Origin of the sequence: Schlesneria sphaerica, from assembly GCF_044336245.1 — a bacterium.
Taxonomy (GTDB): Bacteria; Planctomycetota; Planctomycetia; order Planctomycetales; family Planctomycetaceae; genus Schlesneria; species Schlesneria sphaerica.
Genome location: NZ_CP172346.1, coordinates 7,021,513 through 7,044,578 on the forward strand (window position 1 = coordinate 7,021,513; position 23,066 = coordinate 7,044,578).

Annotated in this window: 14 protein-coding genes; 10 read left to right on the forward strand and 4 right to left on the reverse strand. The window is 55.9% G+C overall.

Annotated features, from left to right (window positions below; translation table 11 throughout):
* Positions 1-42 precede the first annotated feature (42 nt).
* Complete coding sequence (locus tag ACGY09_RS25125) at positions 43-858, reverse strand: DUF1573 domain-containing protein (RefSeq protein WP_373652224.1); 816 nt, start codon at positions 856-858, stop codon at positions 43-45.
* A 456-nt stretch (positions 859-1,314) separates the two neighbouring features.
* On the opposite strand from ACGY09_RS25125, the gene ACGY09_RS25130 reads away from it, so the two are divergent.
* Positions 1,315-2,418 carry an HD domain-containing protein gene (locus tag ACGY09_RS25130; RefSeq protein WP_397569918.1) on the forward strand — a complete coding sequence of 368 codons (1,104 nt, stop codon included), beginning with the start codon at positions 1,315-1,317 and terminating at the stop codon, positions 2,416-2,418.
* Between the two features lie 91 nt (positions 2,419-2,509).
* Here ACGY09_RS25130 and ACGY09_RS25135 read toward each other — a convergent pair whose 3' ends face one another.
* Complete coding sequence (locus ACGY09_RS25135; RefSeq protein WP_397569919.1) at positions 2,510-4,540, reverse strand: serine/threonine-protein kinase; 2,031 nt, start codon at positions 4,538-4,540, stop codon at positions 2,510-2,512.
* 248 nt (positions 4,541-4,788) lie between these two features.
* Here ACGY09_RS25135 and ACGY09_RS25140 point away from each other — a divergent pair, with 248 nt between their 5' ends.
* From ACGY09_RS25140 to ACGY09_RS25165, 6 genes are all read left to right on the forward strand, one after another.
* The gene (locus tag ACGY09_RS25140; RefSeq protein ID WP_397569920.1) at positions 4,789-6,207 is read left to right on the forward strand and encodes a Gfo/Idh/MocA family protein; all 1,419 of its coding nucleotides are present in this window, start codon (positions 4,789-4,791) and stop codon (positions 6,205-6,207) included.
* Between the two features lie 166 nt (positions 6,208-6,373).
* The gene (locus ACGY09_RS25145) at positions 6,374-6,931 is read left to right on the forward strand and encodes a TlpA family protein disulfide reductase (protein ID WP_373652220.1); all 558 of its coding nucleotides are present in this window, start codon (positions 6,374-6,376) and stop codon (positions 6,929-6,931) included.
* A gap of 23 nt (positions 6,932-6,954) precedes the next feature.
* The gene (gene hisD, locus ACGY09_RS25150; protein WP_373652219.1) at positions 6,955-8,319 is read left to right on the forward strand and encodes a histidinol dehydrogenase; all 1,365 of its coding nucleotides are present in this window, start codon (positions 6,955-6,957) and stop codon (positions 8,317-8,319) included.
* A 469-nt stretch (positions 8,320-8,788) separates the two neighbouring features.
* Entirely contained in the window at positions 8,789-11,155 is a 2,367-nt protein-coding gene (locus tag ACGY09_RS25155) for a hypothetical protein (protein WP_397569921.1), read from the forward strand.
* A gap of 14 nt (positions 11,156-11,169) precedes the next feature.
* Complete coding sequence (gene ald, locus ACGY09_RS25160) at positions 11,170-12,276, forward strand: alanine dehydrogenase (RefSeq protein ID WP_397569922.1); 1,107 nt, start codon at positions 11,170-11,172, stop codon at positions 12,274-12,276.
* A gap of 182 nt (positions 12,277-12,458) precedes the next feature.
* Positions 12,459-13,514, forward strand: a complete 1,056-nt coding sequence (locus tag ACGY09_RS25165) for an IS630 family transposase (RefSeq protein WP_397569923.1) — start codon at positions 12,459-12,461, stop codon at positions 13,512-13,514.
* Between the two features lie 97 nt (positions 13,515-13,611).
* Here the strand turns inward: ACGY09_RS25165 and ACGY09_RS25170 are convergent, their stop codons facing one another.
* Entirely contained in the window at positions 13,612-14,793 is a 1,182-nt protein-coding gene (locus tag ACGY09_RS25170; RefSeq protein WP_373652216.1) for an LptF/LptG family permease, read from the reverse strand.
* Positions 14,794-15,221: 428 nt separating this feature from the next.
* Here ACGY09_RS25170 and queC point away from each other — a divergent pair, with 428 nt between their 5' ends.
* Positions 15,222-15,917, forward strand: a complete 696-nt coding sequence (gene queC / locus ACGY09_RS25175) for a 7-cyano-7-deazaguanine synthase QueC (protein ID WP_373652215.1) — start codon at positions 15,222-15,224, stop codon at positions 15,915-15,917.
* Between the two features lie 400 nt (positions 15,918-16,317).
* Positions 16,318-17,394, forward strand: coding sequence for a cytochrome-c peroxidase (locus ACGY09_RS25180; protein ID WP_397569924.1), 1,077 nt, complete (start codon positions 16,318-16,320; stop codon positions 17,392-17,394).
* Between the two features lie 130 nt (positions 17,395-17,524).
* Here ACGY09_RS25180 and ACGY09_RS25185 read toward each other — a convergent pair whose 3' ends face one another.
* A complete protein-coding gene (locus ACGY09_RS25185) occupies positions 17,525-21,223 on the reverse strand; it encodes a PAS domain S-box protein (protein WP_397569925.1) in 3,699 nt (1,232 codons plus the stop codon).
* A gap of 154 nt (positions 21,224-21,377) precedes the next feature.
* Here ACGY09_RS25185 and ACGY09_RS25190 point away from each other — a divergent pair, with 154 nt between their 5' ends.
* Positions 21,378-22,856 (forward strand): sigma-54-dependent transcriptional regulator, encoded by a 1,479-nt coding sequence (locus ACGY09_RS25190; protein ID WP_397569926.1) that lies wholly within the window; start codon positions 21,378-21,380, stop codon positions 22,854-22,856.
* Positions 22,857-23,066 lie beyond the last annotated feature (210 nt).

Consider the following 23,066-nt stretch of genomic DNA (forward strand, 5'->3'; position numbering starts at 1 on the left):
CCAGGGAACCTCCGATTGTATTCAGAAGCTGACCGTCAGGTCTCACTGATGATCGTGGTCAAGCCCCGATGCGCTGGCGTCGGCTGTCGACTGGGGGGGCCCCTGAAGCATGAGCGGAACGCGCAGTTCCGGAAAGTCCGGGTCCGTGGTTCTAATTCTCAGGAGGATCTGGGTCCGGGCTGGTGGCAGTTCGCCAGCAATCGAAACGCGGACTGTGTGCTGAAATTTGCCCGTCGGTGTTCGTGAAGTCTCGCCAATCGCAGCTTCGACGAGATCACTGTTCACGATGAGTTCCTCAATGTCGAACATCGAGCCACGTCCGTCGGTCACAGTGAAGTCATAGGTCGTGGGCTCTGACCCCTTGGGGTGATAGACGATCAGAGCCGGAGGCGAGACTGTCAGTGTCGCAGGAGGAATCTCCAGTTTCAGCGTCAACCGCGTTTCCCTTGGCTCGGGATCGGTATATTTCACATCGACCGTGTATTCGTGCGGACCGACAGTGGTATTCGCGGGTTGCATCCTGACAATGATCCGTCCCTGTTCCCCGGGGGGAATGACCTTGTCGGAATCACCCTGCAGCAACGGCGTAAGGCACCCGCAACTCGGTTCCATCGCGGTGATTCGTACCGGCTCCGTTCCCCGATTCTGAAAGACGAATGTCGCAGGGACTTCTGCGGTGGGATGAATCTTCCGCAAGTCGACGGCGTACTGATGGAAGGCTAAAGCGGGCTGGGAGGGAACTTCGATCGACAACGGAATCGATCGCACCCCCGTGTGAAACAGAATGCCCAAACTGGCAGGGGTGATCGCCATGGCCCAGGCCATCAAGTGCACCGTCACGGTATTGGTTTTATTCATAGAGAAAGTCCGCAATTGACGATGAATGATTCGGATGATCGCCCGGCATGTGCTGAAGCCCTCGGCTTCCGCGAGCAGTTCCTGTACTACGTGCAAATCCTTCACAGATCGCCGATGTCGATGATGCGGCGGTCGAGGCAAATCTGCTGGCCATTCTCGAAACGCTTCACTCAGCCGTTTCCAGGGGATGGGCCACCAGATTTGCTTGCCGAATCAACGCTTGACGCGAAGATGATCTGTAATTGTGTGGCTTGTAGCAGCAGTCGGTTTTCAGGGTCAACGTGAATCTGAATCCATCTTGACGGCTCTGCGGTGAGGTTTAGAATTCAGACCAGCTGGACGAGCCTGGTGTCGGCTTTGATGGGCTCGTCTCTCTTGCGCTAAGATCGGCCACGCATGCGACATTTCGTCGTCGGTGACTGATCTGATCGGCTGATATATCCGGCACATCTTCAAATGACTGACGAAAAGCTGAGACGGGGTATCATCGTTGAAGCGGCCCGTTTGATGTACTCGCGGAACGAATCCGAGTACTACAGGGCGAAGCTCAAAGCGGCCCGACGAATCTGTCGGGGCTGGGTCAAACCCTCAGAACTCCCCACGAACGCGGAGATTCGCGACGAAATTCAGCGAATGGCCACGCTGTTCGAAGGGAACGGAAGGTTTGAACGACTGAGGGAAATGAGAGTCGAAGCCCTCAGAATCATGCGGCTGTTGTCCCATTGTCGCCCTAAAGTGATCGGTAGCACTTTGACCGGACACGTCCGGCAGGGGTCCGACATTGATATCCATGTCTTCGCCAGCAGCATCGACACCGTGACGGGCAGTCTGGATGCGGAGGGAATGGACTACGAGGTTGAGAGAAAGCGGGTCCGGAAAAACGGCGAGGAACAGCTCTTCACTCACGTTCATATCCGTGAACGGTTTCCAATCGAATTGACGGTGTATTCACCGGATAAATCGAGTTTCGTGTTCAAAAGCTCGATTACCGGCAAGGCAATGGAGCGTGCGACACTACCGGAATTCGAGCAATTTCTACGCAGCGAATATCCCGATGCCGACCTCGAAGTCGAACTGGCAACCGCAGATGAAGCGATTGATCGCTTCCAGGTTTATCGCTCGTTGCTGATTCCTCTGGAAACTGTGATGCAGGATGAGTACTACCATCCCGAAGGGGACGTTCTCTATCATCTGCTACAATGCTATGTCCTGGCGCGTGACGAGCTGCCTTACGACGAAGAGTTCCAACTCGCAGCACTCTTGCATGACATCGGTAAGGGGCTCGACAAAAACAATCACGTCGAAGCGGGTCTCGAAGCTCTTGAGGGGCACATCACCCCCCGAACCGCCTGGCTGATTGAACATCACATGGACGTTCACAAGATTCGTGACCGAACCATTGGACATCGAGCCTATCAGCGGCTGCGGGAGTCGCCCGATTTCGAAGACCTTTTGCGATTGGGAGCCTGTGACCGCGGAGCACGCGTTTGCGGTGCGATTGTTCCCGACGTTGAAGATGCGCTCGATGAACTGCGGGATCTTGCCCGAACGTATGGGTGATCAAACGGGGGGCAGCAATCCCTGTCTGAGATGTCAGAGCTTCACGTTGTCGCTCTCTTGAACCCGTGGGATTGAAGGTCTCGTAAACGACTTACTGTCCCGAGCCGTCGTGCGCTTCCTCGCCTATGCCTTCAGGTGCGGGGCGAGGAGCGTATGTCATCACGACCTGTGGATTTTTGAACTGACATCTCCAGTTGCAAACGCAAAGTGCCAGATGGCCCGATTTTTGGTTCCTTCGGCGTGCGCGCGTAACCAAGTTGCCAGCCACGTGAAACTGGATTTCTTCTGGATTGACGACCAGTTTGATTTCCGTCCATTCCCCCGTATCGATCAAGGGCAACGGGATTGGCTCAACTTCATCTTCGGGTGCTTCCAGAACCTCGATATATCCCGTCGACTTATTTGTCCAGTTGCAGATGATGCCGCTGGTTTCCTGTTCCTCATTCGGCATAAAGACCACCTTGATACAGCCATATCGGTCCCGTGTGAGGTTGCGAAAACTCGTGGTGAATGTCCATTCAGGACTGTCGATCGCGAAAAAATTGACCCAAACTGTGGGGGATGCAGCAGTGGCATCGAATTCAAAGTACTCGTCCGTAACTTTGACATCGTCCGGATTTCCTGCTCCGATGGCCGTTTCGTTCAGCAGACCCTTGAGCTGCTTGAAAGAGAACTTTGCCGTTGAGTCGCCAGTGGCCGATTCGGCATCCGAGGTCGCTGCACTGACCGATTCTGAGTCATTGGACGAAGATCGCTTTGTCTCCCCTTTGGGAAACGTCAAGTACCCCGCCAGGACGACCAGTGAGACGATTGTCGTGGCAAACCAATGATGCTTCTTCAGTCTGGAGAGAGGCTCGGCGACCGGCTGCGCACGCATGTTTTTGCTCGAAATTTCTGCACCTGCGCGTGCTTCGGCAGGTGGAGTGACAAGATCGTCGAACTCAGGAAACTGCTGAAACTTCATGTCTGCTAGTGATTTTGACAAGAGATCGGCCACCTCTTCTGCAGAGCGATAGCGACTCTCAGGCTTTTTTGAGTGCAATGTTGCCACGATCTCACACAATGACGTGGGGACTGACGGCACGGTCGACTGAATTGATGGGGGAAAGTCCTGGATGACCTGATTTAAAATCGCGGTTGTCGACTTTCCTTCGAACGGTGCCCTCCCCGTGATCATAAAGTACAGCACGCTGCCCAGGCTGAATAAGTCCGATCGTTGATCGACATCCTTTCCTTCGGCCTGTTCCGGCGCCATATACATCGGCGTTCCGGCGATCAGTCCACCTTGAGTGAAGTTGATCTTCTGAATGTCACTCGCCAATCCGAAATCCGTGATCTTGACACAATGACCATTGGCTTCTTCCAGCAGAATATTAGACGGCTTGATATCCCGATGGACCAAGCCCTTCTGATGAGCGGAAGCCAATCCCCTGGCGATCTGATGACCAATCTCGAGGACGGAACTGAGTGGCAGTGGACCCGTCACTTCGACCAGACGCTGGAGTGTTTTTCCGGGAATGTATTCCATCACGAGAAATGGAATCGGTTCATCGTGGATCGAGTAGATGTCCACGACATTGCTATGGCGGATGGCAGCGACTGCTTGCGCTTCCGAAAGAAAATGCTGACCCGTTTCGCGTCGGGCGGTGGACATCGGAGCCAATAACTTAATCGCGACAACTCGGCGCAGCCTGGTGTCGAACCCCTCCAGCACAATTCCAAAGGCTCCTCGACCGATGACTCGCCGGATTTCATAGTTCAAGAGTCGACCGATTGAATTCTTCTCGTCGGATTTCTGCAGAATGGCAGACAGGGCTGCTTCGTCCGATACCGTTCGGATGACTTCGGTTACTGGCGCATGTTGCTGTTGCACCGCCAAGGTCTTTTCTGCAGCGGCATTGGAATCACCACCCGTGCCCCCCTGCTCTGTCCGCTTCGCCAGATCAATCGTCACCAGATCGTCCGAAGGCGGAGCATGCTTTTCCTGTTGAAGGGCATCGATGCGAGTGCAGATTCGTCTTCGCAGAGCAGTGTCTTCGTGGCAAACTCGGTCAATATATTCCTGGCGCAGTGTCAGATCCGATATGGTGAGGGCTGCGAACGAGATTTCGAGTTCGTCCATTCAAGTTACTCTCATAGAAGCACAATCGACGACTAACTGTGCTTTCTACTGTCGGACAAACCGCAGAAATGACGAGTCAGTGGACACTGCGTAAGGGGAACGCGATAGTTACCATAAACGAAAACAGATGCCAATTCATCTGGCAAACTATGCAGGTGGCGAACGACGCAGGACAGGCGCATCGCGAATTGACGGCAGCGATCGAGAATGAATCCAGTAAACGAAAACCGACAACAGGGACAGTGCTCATGAAAAACGTGCCGGACGCCTCTCGAAGTGTGAGACCCTCCCGATTGAAGAGCGCCAACTTCTCCAATGGGCAGGACAATCAACCGTCAATCACACGCCGTGGATTTCTCGCAACGACGACGGCAGTTGCTGCCAGTACATTTGCTGCGCCCGCCATTCTTCGCGCTCGAGGTGTCATCGATAAGTTGAATATCGCCGTGATCGGTTCCGGTGGCCGTGGCGCGGGAAATCTTGAGGCCGTCGCCGGGACAGAGAACATCGTCACCTTGTGCGATGTCAATGAAAATAATCTCAACCGTGCTGCTGCCGCACATCCCCGGGCTCGGAAGGTCGTCGACTTCCGGAAGGTCTTCGATAATCCGCACGAATTCGACGCTGTGATTGTCAGCACCTGCGAACACACTCACGCATTCGCCACACTCGCTGCTTTGCAACTCGGCAAACACGTTTATTGCGAGAAGCCGCTGACTCACAGCATCTGGGAGGCACGCGTGATTCGCGAAGCGGCTGCGAAGGCAAATGTTGCGACGCAAATGGGAATTCAGATCCACTCTGGAAGTAACTACCGCCGCGTCGTGGAATTGATTCAAAGTGGAGCGATTGGACCCGTGCGTGAAGCCCACGTCTGGACCTCGCGATCCTGGGGACTGCAGTCCGCTGAAGATGCCCAACGGTTTGGTGACATCGTGTCGGTGACAGAGCGTCCAAAAGAGGAAGATCCGATTCCTCAAGGCTTGGACTGGGACCTCTGGCTCGGTCCCGCACCCGCACGTAAGTTCAACAACGTCTACTTCCCCGGGCCTAAGTGGTATCGGTGGTGGGAATGGGGCAGCGGGACGATGTCAGACCTCGGAAGTCACTTTAATGACCTCCCCTTCTGGGCGCTCAAACTGCAGGCGCCACTGACGATTGAAGCGAGCGGCCCTCCGCCGCACCCGGACCTGGCACCCGCCTCGATGCATGCGAGCTACGAATATGGCGCGCGGGGCGACATGCCTCCCGTTCGTCTCACGTGGTATCAGGGGACGCATAAGCCAAAAATCTGGACGGAAAAGGGAATTCCCCAGTGGGAGAATGGTCATCTGTTTATCGGAGATAAGGGAATGCTGCTGTCAGACTACGGCCAGCACATCCTGCTTCCCGAAACCCAGTTCAATGACTTCAAACGTCCGGATCCATTCATTCCCGAGTCTCCCGGGCAGCAGGCAGAGTGGGTACGGGCTTGCAAAACGGACCTGAAGACGACGTGCAACTTCGAGTATTCCGGGTGGCTGACCGAAGCGAACCATCTTGGAAACGTCGCCTACCGAGTCGGCAAGAAGCTGGAATGGGACGCTCAGAAGCTGAAATGCCCCAACGCGCCGGAAGCAGATCAGTACATTCGCCGCGAATATCGACCAGGCTGGAAACTGATCTGAACTGGCCGTCTTTCCGGAAGCCGACTATCGACCGATCCTCATGATGTCGGCGCATTTCCAGCCAGCGCTAGACATCGTGAGGCGAGTCGGTAAGCTTTTTGATGTGACGGGCTGGCCAGATGTTAGGCCGGCAACTGCCCCTGTTTCGACTCCAACGAGGACCATCATGGACGACGTCCAGTCTTGCTGCCGCCGATGGATTACACCCCTGCTGGGAATGGCATTCATCGCGGCCGTTTCCGTGATCGCTCAGGCACAATCGTCCAAGTCGATCAATGTTCGTGTTGTCGACAAAGAGGGATACGACAAGGTCATCGCTGCCAACAAGGGTAAGGTGATCGTTGTCGACTGCTGGGCGACCTGGTGCGTCCCCTGCCGGAAGGCATTTCCCAAGACGGTGGAAATGAGTCAGAAATTTGCTGACCAGGGGCTTGTCGTGGTGTCGCTCTGCTTCGATGACCCCGTCAAAGGGAAGGTTCCTGAAAAGGTCAAGCAGTTTTTGGCTCTCAACGATGCTCACTTCGAGAACCTGGTCAGTTCGCTGGATATTTCCGGTGAGGGATCTGACGTCTTCGAAATCGCGGACGGCGCATTGCCCCATTTCAAGATCTACGGCAAAGATGGCAAGCTGTTCAAGGTTTTCGAGAGCGGCGATGACAAAGAGTTCAAACACGAAGACATTGAAGCAGCGGTAAAAGCGGCGATTCAGGTCAAACAAAATTAAGTCTCGTTGAAGCGCAACCTATTTTGACTCTCACAATTCCGACCATTGACTGTTCTGTTCAGGATCCATTCGAAGCCCTCGCCGAGCTGCGGCAGAAGCTGAGTCCGCAAGGGGACATTGTCTCCGACGCGGGGCGCAATCGCACGATTGCACTGTTCGGCGAACCGCTCGCTCCTCGTCAGGTCGTGCAGCGAATCTGTAAAGACGTGCGGGAACGCGGACTTGAAGCAGTCCTGCACTACACAGCAAAGCTGGACAATAAAGAACTGTCCGCGGAGTCAATCCGGGTCAGCGATGACGAAATCGCGGCTGCCCACTCGGCCTGTGATAAGCGTTTCCTGGCGGCAATCCGGCGGATTAAAGAGAACATCACCGAATTTCAGACGCGAATTCTGCACGAGGATGTGAATCTGGTTCGTCAGGACGGCACCAGCCGGGTCGAGTTGCGTCAGCGGTACCTGCCACTTCGACGAGTCGGTATCTGTGTTCCCGGTGGAGCCGCGGCCTATCCATCGACTGTGCTGATGACGGCCGTTCCTGCCAGAACTGCGGGTGTGAAAGAGATTGCCGTCGTTGTCCCCCCGACCGAATTTGGTGGATATAACCCGTTCCTACTGGCTACCTGTGCTGAAGTCGGCGTGACGGAAATTTACCGGATTGGGGGAGCCCAGGCGGTGGCGGCAATGGCCTACGGCGTAGAAGGATTGCCACGCGTCGATAAGATCGTCGGCCCCGGCAACCTGTTCGTCGCACTCGCGAAACAACACGTGTTTGGTGAAGTCGATATCGACAGCATTGCTGGTCCGAGCGAAGTCGTCCTGCTGGCAGACGAATCTGCTGACGCACGATATGTGGCTGCAGATCTGATTTCGCAGGCAGAGCATAGTCCAGGTTCCGGAGTCCTGATTACCTGGCACGCTCCACTCATCGCCGAAGTCCAGGCTGAACTGGTCCGGCAGTTGGAGAAGCTTCCTCGCGGTGATTTGGCGCGAGCCAGCCTCAACGACTACGGGGCACTTGTGGTGGCGCGTGACGAAGACCAGGCCGTTGCTTTGGCGGATTGGCTAGCTCCCGAACATCTGCATATTTCGACAAACGAGGCCGAAAGAATTCTGGGACGGATCCAGAATGCGGGGGCAATCTTCGTCGGACATTCAACACCCGTTGCGGTGGGGGACTACTTTGCCGGCCCCTCGCACGTCCTGCCGACAGGGGGAACTGCCCGATTCGCGAATGGACTTTGTGCCAATGACTTCCTGAAGCGCTCGAGTGTGATTTCATTCAACCGTGACGCGCTGGAAGATGCGGCTGACGACATCCGGCGACTGGCGGAAGTGGAAGGTCTCACCGCCCACAGTGCCAGTGTGGACGTTCGACTGGAAGACTGAAGCAGCAGGTCCGCTACAATCGGAGGAGACTTGTCGAAGGGAATTCGGCAAGTCCTTCGGCAACTACTGCACACGGGCGTGATCTCTCTCATGAGTACTACCGGGGCGCGCCCCCCAGGCGCGTGTCCAGCCCGAGCGGTTTTTGCGGAATGGCAAGAGCTCTGCGACGCACGCAGGCTGTATGGCATGGGACGAGGCTGCAGTCACGGATGAGTTCTGCGACTCACCAGAGGTGTGCCGTACAGGAAACTTCTGCCGTTGGCCCGACGCTATTGGAGATTTACCGAATGAGCCAGAGTTAAGCTGGGGGATTCATGTATGATTCGGCGCCGGACTTATTGCCAAAGTCCCCAAAGTCACCTCAACCGGGTGAAGCGTTTCGTTTGGTGTAACCGATCCGAAAGATGTGCTGGGGTGTGAGACACATTCCAGGTCTTCCGTGTGTTCGCGTTCACCAAAGGATGCGCGAATGGTTGAACATCATTCAAAGTATGTGTTGTGGGCTCGCCGTCTTCGATGCGGAGCGATCGCAGGTCTGACATCGATTTCCCTGGTTGCGGCCGAATCGATGGACCTGCGAGCCGACTGGCCACTCTCGAGTCGTAAGAAGACCGTCGAAACGGCGGAGACGAGACAGGCTCGTGACTTCAACAATGCGATTCGCAAGTTGCTGGCCGAAGCGAAGGCGCATGCCGATCGTGGTGAAATCGACCGCGCGATCTACATGGCAGACCGGGCCGCGAGCATTTCGGAATCTTCCGCGAAGCTGGTTCAGTGTGCTCCTGATGTTTCCCCCACGGCAACGGCGAATTACGTCAGCGAACTTCGCTCGCTCCGCAGCGAAAGGCTGAAGCGACAGGGGACGACTCCTGAGATGCTCGCTAAATCGCTGCCCGCCACCCCGCCAGGCGGAAAGAACGGTCAACATGCCAAAGTGGGGGGCGGCAGCGCCCCAGGCGAAGTCGCAGAAACGAAACGCAAGGCTGGCTCGCAGACCGCTCTTTCCACTGCGGAGAAAACTCAATCCGTTGCCAGGAAGTCCGGGATTCCCTCCTCTGTTGCGAATCTCGAGCAACCCGTACGTGCCTTGAAGGGGGCTGACACAACGGATTCCTTCACAGGGCGGTCCGAATCTTCCGAGCTGGCTAATCCTGCTACGGCAAATACCTCAACAGGACACGGTGAGAACGCGGCATGGGATCCCGTGTTCGATGTCGCTTCCAGCACGTTCTCACCGGAAGGACCCCCAACTGAGGCTCCGCCGAGCGTTGACGATCCTGCTTTGGACGTGGCATCCGTTGGAGAGGCTGCCCAAGCCGCAGGCCCGATTGCGTCAAGCTTCTCGGGCGATCGCACGGACGGTTCGCTGGACACAGGCAACTTGACCGGAATGCCAGAAGTCAGTGGACCTCCTCTAAAACTGCGAGAACGACAACGCGACATCAGCACGGACACCCTCTCTGAATCTGTCGAGGATCTTGCGGAAGTCACGTCAAGCAAGGAGCGGCCGATCGTCGCTCCCTCCCAAGATGCGGGCGTAAACTTCGACACGGATCAAGTTGATATTGAGGAGGATGCTTTAGCCGCTTCGTTGAGTTCACTCCCAACGGAGGCAAGTACGGGTGGACTGAAACTCCGCTCGCGGTACCAGGCGCCTTCGAGTCAAACTCCTGCCGTGACAAGTTCGCAGGAGAGTTCGGCGGCAGATGAGGATCCTGCGGGTCTGGACATGCCAACTTCAGATGAGTCAGTAGCGTTTGCTCCTGAGCAGTTGTCCGTTGAGGAACCCCAGGACGTTGACAATCCAAAGCATTCTGCCGGGCTGAAACTGAGATCACGCTATCTGGAAAAAACGGCGCAAGTGTCGGATGCCTCGCACTCAAGTTCGGAGTCGGCCCAGCAGTACCCATCTGCAAAAGAGCTGCCGGCAAACGGATTCCCGGTCGAACAGGTCTACGAGCTGCGACGACGTCTGGAGGCCAAATCGAAGTTCAATCCCGGAGAACCCGTAACGACGTCACACGAGACCGGTGAGTCAGCCGCGATGGAACGCGCAACTGCTCCTGCGGTCGTGGAACTGGCCCGTTCTCCAGTATCGACTCCTCGTACTTCGCTCAAGCTGCGCAAGTCCTACGATCGTGCCGCAGATGTGATTCCTGTTTCGTCAGAAGTGGAAGCAAAGCCATTGATTGAAACGGCAACTTCGAAAGATCCGAAGGGTGAGGCTTACAAGAATTCTGACGACGATGCGGACATGATCCCGTCGGGACCGTCGCCCTCGATCATCGACTTGCCGAACGCTCCCGACACTGACAGCGCGAAATTCCCCGCAGACCAGCCTCCGCTTCGGCTTCGCAAAAAGGTGACGAAGGGGAACGAAAGCGCCAGTGCATCTCCGTCGGCGTCCCTGACGCAGCCAGAACGGGTAGAGTCGGCGGCAAGTGTTGCTCCTCTGCCTCCCGGAATTGATCAAACGGAACCGACATCACAAAGTCGATCTGTGCCCGTCAAAGCTACGAAGGTGGGTATGCAATCGAGTCGTGATTCGATATCAAAGAGTGCAGTTCCGGCAACCGTGAAGACCGGAGGAAAAACAGCCGCAGTCGTTGCGAAGGCGTCTGGCAAGACGGCCCTCAAAAGGCAGGTAACCACCTTTGAGGATGATCAGGCGGCGATTAGTCGATCGGTGATGGCAAATGGGCCCGTACAGCGATTCGCTCAGATGTTCAATCTTCCCCAAAAAACTGCGGCCTCAACCATGGGGATTGTCGGCGTTGTCATGATGATCGGTGGACTGTGGTTGATCAGGGCGACGCTTCGAGTTAATCCCGCTTAAGTGGAGTCATGGCGATGCGAATTGGCGTTCCGCGAGAAGTCAAGCTGGATGAATATCGTGTCGCAATGCTCCCGGTGGGAGTTGAGGAGCTGACGAAAGCCGGGCACGAGGTTCTGATCGAAACCGGAGCGGGATCCGGAAGTGGGTTGACTGACGAAATGTACGCCGCCAACGGCGCACGCATCGTGGCGACAGCCGCCGAGGTGTGGGGATCTTCAGAACTGGTCGTGAAGGTCAAAGAGCCGCAGCCTCAGGAATGGCCTCTGTTGCGCTCTGGGCAACTTGTCTTCACCTATTTCCACTTTGCGGCCAGTGAGGAATTGACGAGGAATGTGCTGGCTCGTGGAGTAACGGCCATTGCCTACGAGACGCTACGCGGTCCCAGGGGGGATCTCCCCTGCCTGACTCCGATGAGCGAAGTCGCTGGTCGAATGAGTATCCAGGAGGGGGCGAAGTATCTCGAGCGCCCGCAGTTAGGCCGCGGCATTTTGCTGGCGGGGGTTCCGGGAGTGGCTCCTGCGCATATCGCGATTCTCGGCGGTGGGGTCGTGGGTAAGAATGCGGCCCGCATTGCCGCCGGGTTTCAGGCAGATGTCGTCATCCTGGACGTGAACGTCGATCGACTTCGCTATCTCGAAGACATCATGCCCTCAAATGTGAATACCGTCTTCAGTGACCATCATAACATTCGTGAGCAACTGCAACTGGCTGACCTGGTGATTGGTGCCGTGCTGGTGGAAGGTGCCCGTGCTCCACGACTGGTCACTCGTGAAGACCTGAAATTGATGAAGCCCGGTGCGGTCATCATTGACGTCGCCGTCGACCAGGGAGGCTGTGTCGAGACCTCCCGCCCCACCACGCATTCCGAGCCAACGTATGTGGTCGATGGCATCGTCCATTACTGTGTCACGAACATGCCGGGGGCCGTCGGAAGGACCAGCACCCACGCGTTGTGCAATGTGACGCTTCCCTACGTTGAACGTCTTGCCAAACTAGGGCTTGCTGGGGCGGCGGCCGCTGATCCGGGATTCGCTAACGCGATCAATCTCCATGCAGGCAAAGTCACCTATCGTCCGGTCGCAGAGACCTTCAACATGCCATTTTCGCCGTATCAGCCTTGACCAGTGGTGGCGTAAACTGAAGTCCCAGGGTCCTCACACCGCGGGAAAGACCGGACGGAAGTTTGTTTGCCCGCAAAATTGCGCTGCTCATACGGATCCCAACGTGAGATAGCGCGCATTCCCTTGCGCCCTCCCAGACTGCCTATCATACTATCGAGACACTCATTTACAGGGAGGTCTCAATGGAGGTCAGCAGCAGACATCATTCGTTGGAGCAATTACAGTCCCTCGAACGCCAGGAGAAGGATGCCGCCCGGGCCAAGCGACTGCGGATTGTGGCTCTTGCCATGCAGGGGTGGACTGCTCCCGCCATTGCCATGGCGGTGGGTTTCACACGGCGCGTCTGTCAGAGATGGGTCTATCAGTACAACGAACTCGGCTTGCCGGGGCTGGATGATCGACGCGGACGGACTCCGGGTGTCCCGCTCAGCGAGGAAGCACAGCAACAGTTACGACAGCGACTTGATGCGGGGCCGAAACCCGAAGATCAGGTCTGTTCCCTCCGAGGAAAGGATCTGCAGCGAATCCTTCAGCAGGAATTTGGCTGCGTGCGGTCACTCTCCAGCATCTACTGGCTGCTGCACCGGCTCGGGTATTCCTACTTACGTCCTCGTCCAAAACACCACAAAGCCAACCCGCAGGTGATGCAGGAGTTTCAGGCGGGTCTCAAGCAGCAGATACAGCAGATTCAAGCGGCGCAGCCAGACAAACAGTTGCGTATTTATTTCCAGGATGAAGCGCGGTTCGGTCAACAGGGGACCACGACAAATGTGTGGGCTCCCACTGGATCGCGTCCTCAGGTCGTCCGTCAGACCGAGTACCAATATTTATGGGTACTGGGAACCGTCTGTCCCCAGACGGGGCACGCGGAAGGATTGCTCAGTCCGCGATTGAACACCGCTGTCATCAACGTGTTTCTGAAGCAGTTTTCTGCACGCATCCCGAAGGAAGAACATGCTGTGATGATCTGGGACGGCGCCGGTTTTCATCGCAGTGGAACCCTGCGGGTTCCACAAAATATCACGTTGATCCGGCTACCGGCCTACAGCCCTGAACTGAACCCGATTGAGAACCTGTGGCACTATTTGAAGTCACACCACTGGAGCAATCGGGCCTATCCCGACTACCAGGCGTTAGAAGAGGCGTCCCAAGAGGCTTGGAGAGCAAGCGTTCTTGATCCTGAACTGATGAAAACTGTCTGCGCCGCACCTTGGCTCGATCGCGCTCTTTCAAATTAGGATCCGTATCAGACGCTCGCAGGCGCAGATTGACCACCTGATCCGTGAAACAGACTTGGTGCGTCTGTGCCCCCACCCGATAAAGACTGGTCCGACGTCAGTTCATCATCACCCGACGAATGAAATAGAGCCCTGCCAGCAGCAAGGTCAGGTTGGCCATCCAGGCAGACCAGATGGGGTCGATCTGACCGCTTTTCGCCATGTTCTGCGTCATCATCGAGATCGGATAATAGACGGTCAAAATGGGCAGGAAGCAGAACAGGAAGCAGGTAAGAAACTGCTTTTTCGCCATCAGAATTGCGAAGGGGCTTCCCAGCAGTACGAAGAACAGACAGCTGACGGACATTGCGAACCGGTTATAGTATTCGGTTCGCATTCCATGAATCGTGTTCATTGCAGAATCTAATCTTCGTTGATGACGCTGAAAGTTGATGCTGTTCAGACTGTCAAAATCACCACGAGAATAAGCGAAGGCGACCTCAATCGCCTGAATCCGGCGGGTGTCGTTCCGCAGGCGGTGCATTTCGTCGATCTTCGTCACCAGATCCTGCGTCCTCAGCACGCGGTTTCCGGCGGATTCCCCGCGACTGGGGAGCTGCTGCGGAATTCGATCATGGTAGACGAACAACGTGGTGTTTTTGCTGCCGAGATTCCCCTGCATCCCCCACAGGCTCAAATAGAATTTCTTGTTCTTCACATCGAATTCGATTTGAGCCTCTTTGGCTTGCATGATGAGTGATTCGCCACCCGGCGGGGTGTAACGGATCGTGGGGTGGATCAGCGTACGACCACGGACACCGGTCACGTTGATCGAGATTCCATGGTCCTTGTCGTTGATCTGATTCTCTGTTCTGAGCTTGTCGAAAATGATGTCTTCGATCGCCATTGCGACGATTCGTTCAATGTTTCCGAAGGCCCACGGAATGATCTGATCCGTAAGGAATAGTGCGACGATGCTGAGGACACCTGCAATAAAGAACGATGGCCACATCAGGTGCATAATGTGGATGCCCGCCGCGCGGACCGCGATGATCTCGTTGTCACCTGCCATGCGACCGTAGACCACGCAGACCGACAACAAAAGCGTCGCAGGAATGGTGTAAGGCATCAAGCTGGGAATGACATACGGCATGATCTGAAGGACCTGCCAGATTCCCAAGTCAAACTTCCGCGCTTCGCCGAAAACGCCCACAAAGACCAGCAGCAACGTCGAAATGGTGATCAATCCGCCAAATACGCGGAGCAATTCCACCATAACGTAGCGTTCAACCTGTCGCATACGGAGCGTTTTTTATTCCAGAATGATCTTACCAGGAACGGGCGGTCGTATATGCGAATCGCAAACTTCAGGTCAAGATGGGTTCCTGATCCTGCATCCTGTTCCCACCCCCTTGGGAGCACTTGGGCAGGCGAATTCACTGCTGACGTAAAGGAGAGAGTCAACAACACCGCCACTCGGTTGAACCCGGGCGTTTGCGCTCGTTAATGCGGGTTGGATGGTGCTGATGGGGTGACTGCGGTGTCTGGGCGTGTTGCGGTGGCGGGCTTCGCAGTGGACTCACTGCTTCCTGGTGAAAGTCCTCGAGGAATTCACTTCCCCGTCGGGTGCTCGCTCGGTGAGGTGCTCTTGTACGCTTGGCGCAGCAACTCTGTACTCCTTTAATCACCGCTTAGTGAGGTCGCTGCTGACAATGAGTAACAAATAAAATGGTTGATGTTCCGCGAAAAGCTGTTGTTCTGGTGAGTGGTGGGCTGGATTCGGCGACCATTCTGGCAATTGCTGCCAGCTCTGGATTTGAACTTTACGCGATGAGCTTCGATTACGGTCAGCGACACCGGTTCGAGCTCGAAGCCGCCAACCGGGTCTGCTCTGCTGCCGGAGTCAAACGGCATATCACAGTTCCGCTGGACCTGCGCGCGTTCGGGGGATCCGCTCTTACCGACGAGATTGCGGTCCCCAAAGACCGCTCGGACAACGAGATGTCGGATGGAATTCCGATTACCTACGTTCCCGCCAGAAACACGATCTTCCTCTCTGTGGCGCTCGGCTGGGCAGAGGTTCTGGGGGCCTCCGATCTGTTCGTGGGAGTCAACGCGGTCGACTATAGTGGTTATCCCGATTGCCGTCCTGAGTTCATCGCTGCGTTTGAAACACTTGCCAACCTGGCGACGAAATCGGGAGTGGAAGGGACCGGAAAATGGACGGTCCATGCGCCGCTTCTCACTCTGACCAAGGCCGATATCATTCGGAAGGGGCTTGAACTGGGGGTAGACTACAGTCTCACCCACAGTTGTTATGACCCGGATCCGCAGGGCCGCTCGTGCGGGCACTGCGACTCGTGCCAACTGCGTTTGAAAGGTTTCGCGGACGCCGGTCTGAAAGATCCCGCGAGATATCAGTGAGGATGCCGTTCCAAGGGGCTGTGGTGCAATCCGTTAGCCTAATGACCTTCGACTATTGGCTGCTGCTACCTGACGCGCCATTCCAAAATCACCGACGACCCGGGTGGACGCCTATTTTCTTGCCCGCCGGCTCAATTTCTAGTCGGTCGCTCTTGAAACTTCCTGGCGGATGAGCCCGTTGAGCAGAAAACGAAAACGTTGTTTCTCGTAAAGAGCGGCTTTCTGAATTGTTCGTCGGCGTTCAGGCATCGGCATCCGGTTTGCGTTTCCGCTGCGGCGATTCTCAAGTTGATCCGGCCGAAATTTCATGGACCGAGATCGCTCGCAACGACGTCGTCCTGGTGACGCCGTTGGTCCCGGCGAAGCTGCTCTCTCATAAATCCCGTTCAGGAGATGTTTGATGTTCCGTCATCTGCGTCCAATCCGAGTCGTGTGTGGAATCGCGGTGCTTGTCTGGGGTCTCTCCGACTGGATCGCGAGAATCCTGCCCGCTCAAGAAACCGTTTCGGCCAGGGAAACCATGAACGAAGCTTCGAAGGTCTTCGCTCCGTTGCCGAAATCCGATTCGAATCGCCTAGAAGGAGTGGCGGCCGAGCAGGTGGCCTTGGGACAGAAGTTGTTCTTCGACCCACGGATTTCGTCCGATGGCGTTCGCAGTTGCATGATTTGTCACCAGCCGGCGTTGTACGGAACGGACGGTCTGCCAGTGTCACGAGGAGCCGAAAATAAACCGTTTGTCCGAAACGCACCGACGGTGCTGAACAGCGCCCTCCAATTTCGAATTCATTGGGACGGGCGGTTTCCGTCCGTTGAAGAGCAGGCCGGAGCCGCTCTGCTGGGGCCTGGTTTTCACAACCCTTCCGACGAGGTTGTCATTTCGCGACTCGACGCGATTCCGGGATACATTGATCTCTTTCGCAACGCGTTCCCTGATGACAAGAGTCCCGTTACGAGAGCGAATTGGGGACGCGCGATCGGTGCCTACGAACGAACGCTGGTCACCCCCGCTCGTTTCGATGATTTCCTGAAAGGGGACGAAAACGCCCTGAATGCACCCCAGTTACGAGGTCTCCGATTGTTCCAGAAGTCTGGCTGCGCTGACTGCCATTCAGGGGCACTTCTGGGAGGAACTTCATATGAAAAATTCGGGATCACGAGTGATTACTGGAGCGAGACAAAAAGCCCTGCCATCGACAAGGGGCGTTTTACTCTGACGAACAAGGAAGAGGACCTCTACGTTTTCAAGGTCCCCCCTTTGCGGAACGTGGCGATGACGCCTCCGTATTTCCATGATGGATCCGTCAGGTCGCTGCCAGAGGCGGTACAGATTATGGCCAGGGTGCAGTCAGGAACCACGCTGAAGTCAGAAGAAGTGCAAGATATTGTGAGCTTCTTGGATAGCCTGACCGGTACCCTTCCTTCCAATTTCGTCACCGCCCCGCAGTTGCCACCGGCCGCGTTCCTGACACTCCCCTGAATTCGAACGGCTAGCGATGCCTCGTGAAGTGATTAGCGCTCCTCGCGGTCGATAAGGGGCATAGACTTGCAGGGGCATCGAATTAACCTCTTTTTATGGTAGCCTGAAATGCGACAGGCGACGATGTAAATCAACTTCCCGCGTTTAACGCCTCTACTGTCAGAGTGGTCACCTGGACTTTAAGCTGTTCCAAGAGTTCCGCGAGAGTGTGGACCCGAACTTGCGAAGCCTTCTGATCCCCCCCTTCCGCAGCTTCTTCAAGGGAAATTGCTTCGTCGCCAGCGATACGCGAGAAGGCACGAAGCGTGCCAGCGAGTCGGTGCGCGGCCTCTCGCACAGCGAGCAAGTTTCCCGCCGCCATTTCTCGTTTGATCTGCTCCATCTGTTGCGGGCAGTTCTCCAGGAATGACTGCACCAGTGCCGAGAGCATCTCCTGGCTTCCACCACAGACTGACAGAATCATGGCCGAGTCAATCAGATTTACGTTGAACGGGCGACCGTGGGGCTGAGTTGACACGTCGAATGTGCCTGGTCTGTGAGGGATGTGACTCGACGGCGGTTGGTCATCAAAACAGACTGGCGTTTCCGCCGGAAGCACCTCGTTGGCCTCTGACGCCGAAGCATTTGCTGGTATTCGCGCGTGGGCTTTGAGGGCTGCCCAGAGATCGTCGGCCTTCATGGGTTTCGAAATCATGCCTTCCATCCCAGCGGCCAGGCACTGGTCCTGGATTTGTGGTGTCGAGCGGGCGGTGAGTGCGAGGATAGGCAGGTGGTCTCGGGACAGCTGCTCGTGTTCCCGAATGGCCCGGGCGACCTGGAAGCCATCGAGCTCCGGCATATGAATGTCCAGCAGTAGTATCGAGAAATTCTCTCTTAGCGCGGTGTCCAGTGCCTGTCGTCCGTCGGGGACGATCGTCACCGCGTGTCCATTCCGCAGGAGGAGTTGTTGGAGCAGCATCGCGTTGAATTGATTGTCCTCGGCGACGAGGATGTTCAATGCCGTTACCGGTTCCAAGGTAGGTGCATTCGGTGCGGGTGGTTCCGATGGGGGTGGAGTGCTCTGACAAAACGCCCCTTGGATCGCATGAAGCAGGTCAGGCTGCTGGCAGGGTTTTGTGAGTCGTGCCTGGACATGGACGGGGTTCGACTCATGCTCACTTTCTTCGGGGTCTCCTGAGGTCAGCAGGATGACGGGAAGATGTGCGATCGCGGCAGTGTTCCGAATCTGGCGAACGACTTCGACACCGTCTACGACTGGCATGCGACGATCGAGCACCACGAGTTCGAATGGCCGTTCCGATTCAGCGGCACTGGTCAGGTTTTGAAGAGCCGATGTTCCGTCAGCCACACAACAGGGATCGAGCCGCCAGCGTTTCAGCCAATTTTCCAGAATAATTCGGTTTGTTTCGTTATCGTCGACGACAAGGACTCGTCGGCCTTCGATCTCTGCGGGCGAGACGTCGTCCGCAGTTGCCACTTCGTCTGACAGATCGAAACAAGCATCAAAGCGGAAAGTACTTCCTCGGCTCGGTTCGGAGTCGACTGAGACCGATCCTCCCATTTCGTGCACGAGAAAAGTGGTGATCGCGAGTCCCAGACCTGTTCCGCCATACTTGCGGGTGGTGGAAGTGTCTTCCTGTTCGAAAGGGCGGAAGATGGCCTCGAGCTTTGACGCCGAGATTCCAATGCCGGTATCTCGGATGAAGAATTCGATTCGGACCTTCCCCTGCGCGGGGGGAGCCTCATTACTGGTAATATTCACCACGACTTCACCAGCGGGAGTGAACTTGATCGCATTCCCGATCAAATTCAGCAGGACCTGACGAAGCCGCCCTGCGTCACCAACGATGTGGTCCGGAACTCCGTCATCGACATCACAAACGAATTCAAGCCCCTGAGAATGTGCCCGCGTCGCCAGCAAGCGGACGACATCGCCAATTGATTGCCGTAACGAGAATGAGGTCGCGTCGAGATGCAGCTTGCCAGCTTCGATCTTGGAAAAGTCAAGCAGGTCATTGAGGATACCGAGCAGATTATCGCCGGCGGATTTGACCGTCTGTAAAAGGCGGCGCTGTGACTCGGTCAGGGAGGATTCCAGGACGAGTTCCGTCATTCCCAGAATGGCATTCATAGGGGTACGAATCTCATGACTGACATTTGCCAGAAATTCGTCTTTGGAACGATTTGCTGATTCGGCGGCATCCTTCGCTTCGCGCAGCGCCTGTTCTGTTTCCTTCAGGTTCGAGACGTCAATACTCGTGCCAGTGAAACGCTTCACGTGCCGGACCTCATCTCGAATCATAATGCCGCGGATCAGCATCCAGCGGTAGGTTCCGCTTCGATGCCGGGACCGATGTTCAGACTCAAATTCTTCATGGTCCCTGCAGACGAACGATTGCAAAGCCTGTTCCACTCGTGCCCTGTCATCGGAGTGGACGAGGTCCATCGGGGATGACCGACCTTCCCGTGACTCGGATGAATGGAAGCCCAACTGTTCCCAGACGTTAATGTAACTGCCGTTCTCGAAGTCGAGTCGATCATTCCTGACGTCCACTTCCCAGATTGCCGTGTTCGAGCCACGAACGGCCAATTCCAGTCTCTGATTCAGCCGGCGCAGTTCGGATTCAAGCTCCTTGAATTCCGTGATGTCGGTGCAGGACGCGATCCACTGATCGACCACTCCCGCATTATTTCGGACGGGTACTGCTCGCACTTTAAACCAGCCATAGCCCCCATCCCTTCTACGAATGCGATGCTCAAGGTCGTATGGGGACAGATTCCCAATTGCGGAGTTCCAGCGATCGACGACAGTGGGAAGATCGTCGGGGTGAACTGTCTTCAGCCATTCGCCTTCCAGCAATTTTTCGTCAGAGAGCCCTGTGTACCTTCCGACCTGAGGACTGAAGTATTCGCTCTGTCCGCAGCCGTCTGTGGTCCAGATCAGTTGCGGCAAAAGTTGAACGAGACTGCGCCATCGCTCTTCGCGATCCCGGATCGCCTGATCGGCAATTTTCCGTTCCGTGACATCGCGATAGTTCACGATCAGGCCTTCGATCCCCGGTTCATCCGAGAGGTTCTGGCCGATGGCTTCGATGTTTCTCCACTGTCCCTCGCGATGACGCAACCGGAATTCGGCAATGACGGGAGTTCTGGGACGCTCGATCATCTGTTGAAAGAAGGCTCGCTTGGCCTCGAGATCCTCGGGATGAACGATGGGATCGCGGAATACGTTTTTTCCGATTCGGTCATCGGGCAGGTGACCGAGAACCCGAGTCACTGAGGGTGTCTGATAAAGGATGGTACCGTCAGTCGAGAACAGGGTCATAATATCGGATGAGTTTTCGAGCAGGTGCGAGAATCGCTTGTGAGTCTGCTCAAGCGATACCGCAGCACGACGACGCTCATCCTGGATGATTCTCCGTCTTGCCCGGTGTAAAGATTCGCTCAGCAGACTGATAACGAGTCCTGTGGTCAGGAATAGCAGCATCGCGACGGAGTCACCGACCGATTTCAGTTCGACCTCCGCAAGCTGATTGACGATAAAATAATTCGTCGCTATCGCTCCGACGATCGTGGCGACGATCCCTGGCCAGAATCCCCCCAGGTAGGCCGCGATCATCAAGGCGGGAAACAGAGTGCTGTACAGTCCCCGCTCACCAAGTACCGAAATCCACTGCCAGCGAATCAGCACTGCAAGAAAAATTCCGGGCAGCGCGATGACGTAAGCCCAAAGTTTGCGCCTGCGAAGCTGCTCGGTCTCTTGGTCGAGTTCGCTTCCGCCCGACGAATCAGAATGACCCTTAGCCCCGCGAAGAAATTGGCTGCCCATTCAGTTCATGATCCTGTAGAGGTTCGCGATTCGGCGAAGGGATGTCATATTACGCAAATCAGCGGAACACGCCACGTTCGTTCCAACTGGAAAGTTGTCTCGACCGAGTTGATAATCCGGGAGCGCGGAAATTCTCGAGCGATAGATTGGAAACATGGCCCGATTATTATTAATCGACGATGATACGACCCTGATACCGATGCAGGTCCGGCACGCGTTCCCTCCCGAAAAATTTGATCTGCATATTGCGCACACCGGGGCGGAAGGGCTCGACCTTCTCAAGAGGGTGAATCCTGATGTGGTCCTGCTCGATCTGCGGCTGCCCGATCAGTCGGGGCTGGAGGTCTACCTCCAAATTCGCGAAATCGATCGGCGGATTCCGGTGATTTTCGCCACAATGACTAAAGGGGCAGATGACGCAATCGAAGCGATGAAACTTGGCGCGTACGACTATCTCTTCAAGCCACTCGATGTCGTGCAACTCAAAGACATTGTCGGTGAAGCCATGGAAGTTTCGCGCCGCATGCGCGAGCCAGCCGTTGTCGCCGCCGATGTCGCTGCTGACTCCGACATTGAAGGATCGATTGTCGGGAACTGCCCCGAGATGCGAAATGTCTACAAAGCCATCGGCCGGGTGACCGCCCAGGACGTTCCCGTCCTGATCACGGGTGAGAGCGGCACCGGCAAAGAATTAGTGGCGCGGGCCATCTATCAGCATGGATTGCGCGCGGACGCTCCGTTTCTAGTTCTGAACTGCGCCGCAATTCCCGAGCAACTGCTCGAGAGCGAGCTGTTCGGGCACGAAAAAGGGGCCTTCACAGGTGCCGATCGCCGACGCATTGGCAAGTTCGAACAGGTGAACGGCGGAACGCTTTTCCTCGACGAAATCGGGGATATGCCCCTGCCATTGCAGGCCAAGCTGTTGCGGGTGCTGCAAGAGCAGCAGTTTGAGCGTGTCGGTGGGAACGAGACGATCCAGACAAACGTTCGCATCATTGCCGCGACGCACCGAGATTTGAAAAACTGGTCGGGTGACGGTCGGTATCGATCCGACCTGTACTACCGATTGAGCGTGTTCACGATTCATCTTCCTCCATTGCGAGAGAGAGCTGACGATATTGAGCTGCTCGTCAAATTTTTCTTGCGGAGGATGAACCGCGAACTGGGACGAGAGGTGACGGCCATCTCGCCGGAAGCGATGGAAATCCTGAAGACTTATCCGTGGCCAGGTAACATCCGTGAGTTTCAGAGCGTCTTAAAGCAGGCGCTTCTTAACTCTGTGGGGCATGTGCTGATGCCCTCGTTTCTTCCGGGGCTGAGCGAAGTCAAAACGGATCTCCCCGCTCCGAGCACCGTATCACTCAATGCGGGTCCGGATTTTGACGGCTTCATCCGCGAGAGACTGACACCCGACGCGACCGATCTCTATGCCGAGACCCACCGGCAGCTCGATCTGTTGCTTCTCACGAGAACTCTGGAGTTCACGGGGGGGAATCAGCATTCGGCAGCGAGAGTTTTGGGGATCTCACGACAGACACTGCGCATGCGACTTCGCGAGCTCGGGATTCAGGTGAATTCCACCGTCGAGATCGATCAGGCAGCATCAGGTCAGTCGACCGTAGGTGACAATTGATCCGCTTCTTCGGTTTACCGCATCCCGTATGTGGATGAAGTTTTGGCCGGTCGACCAAAAGCTGGTCCGCTACCGCCGGACAGCGACGGTCCAACTTAGTCATCGTCTGAGGCTTCCCTGGGATACCTCAGTAAATCAGGGGGAAAACAAAAAAGAGCGTGTCGCTGACCGATTTGGCGCGGTCCTTGCTTTAGACACCATCGGCCACGC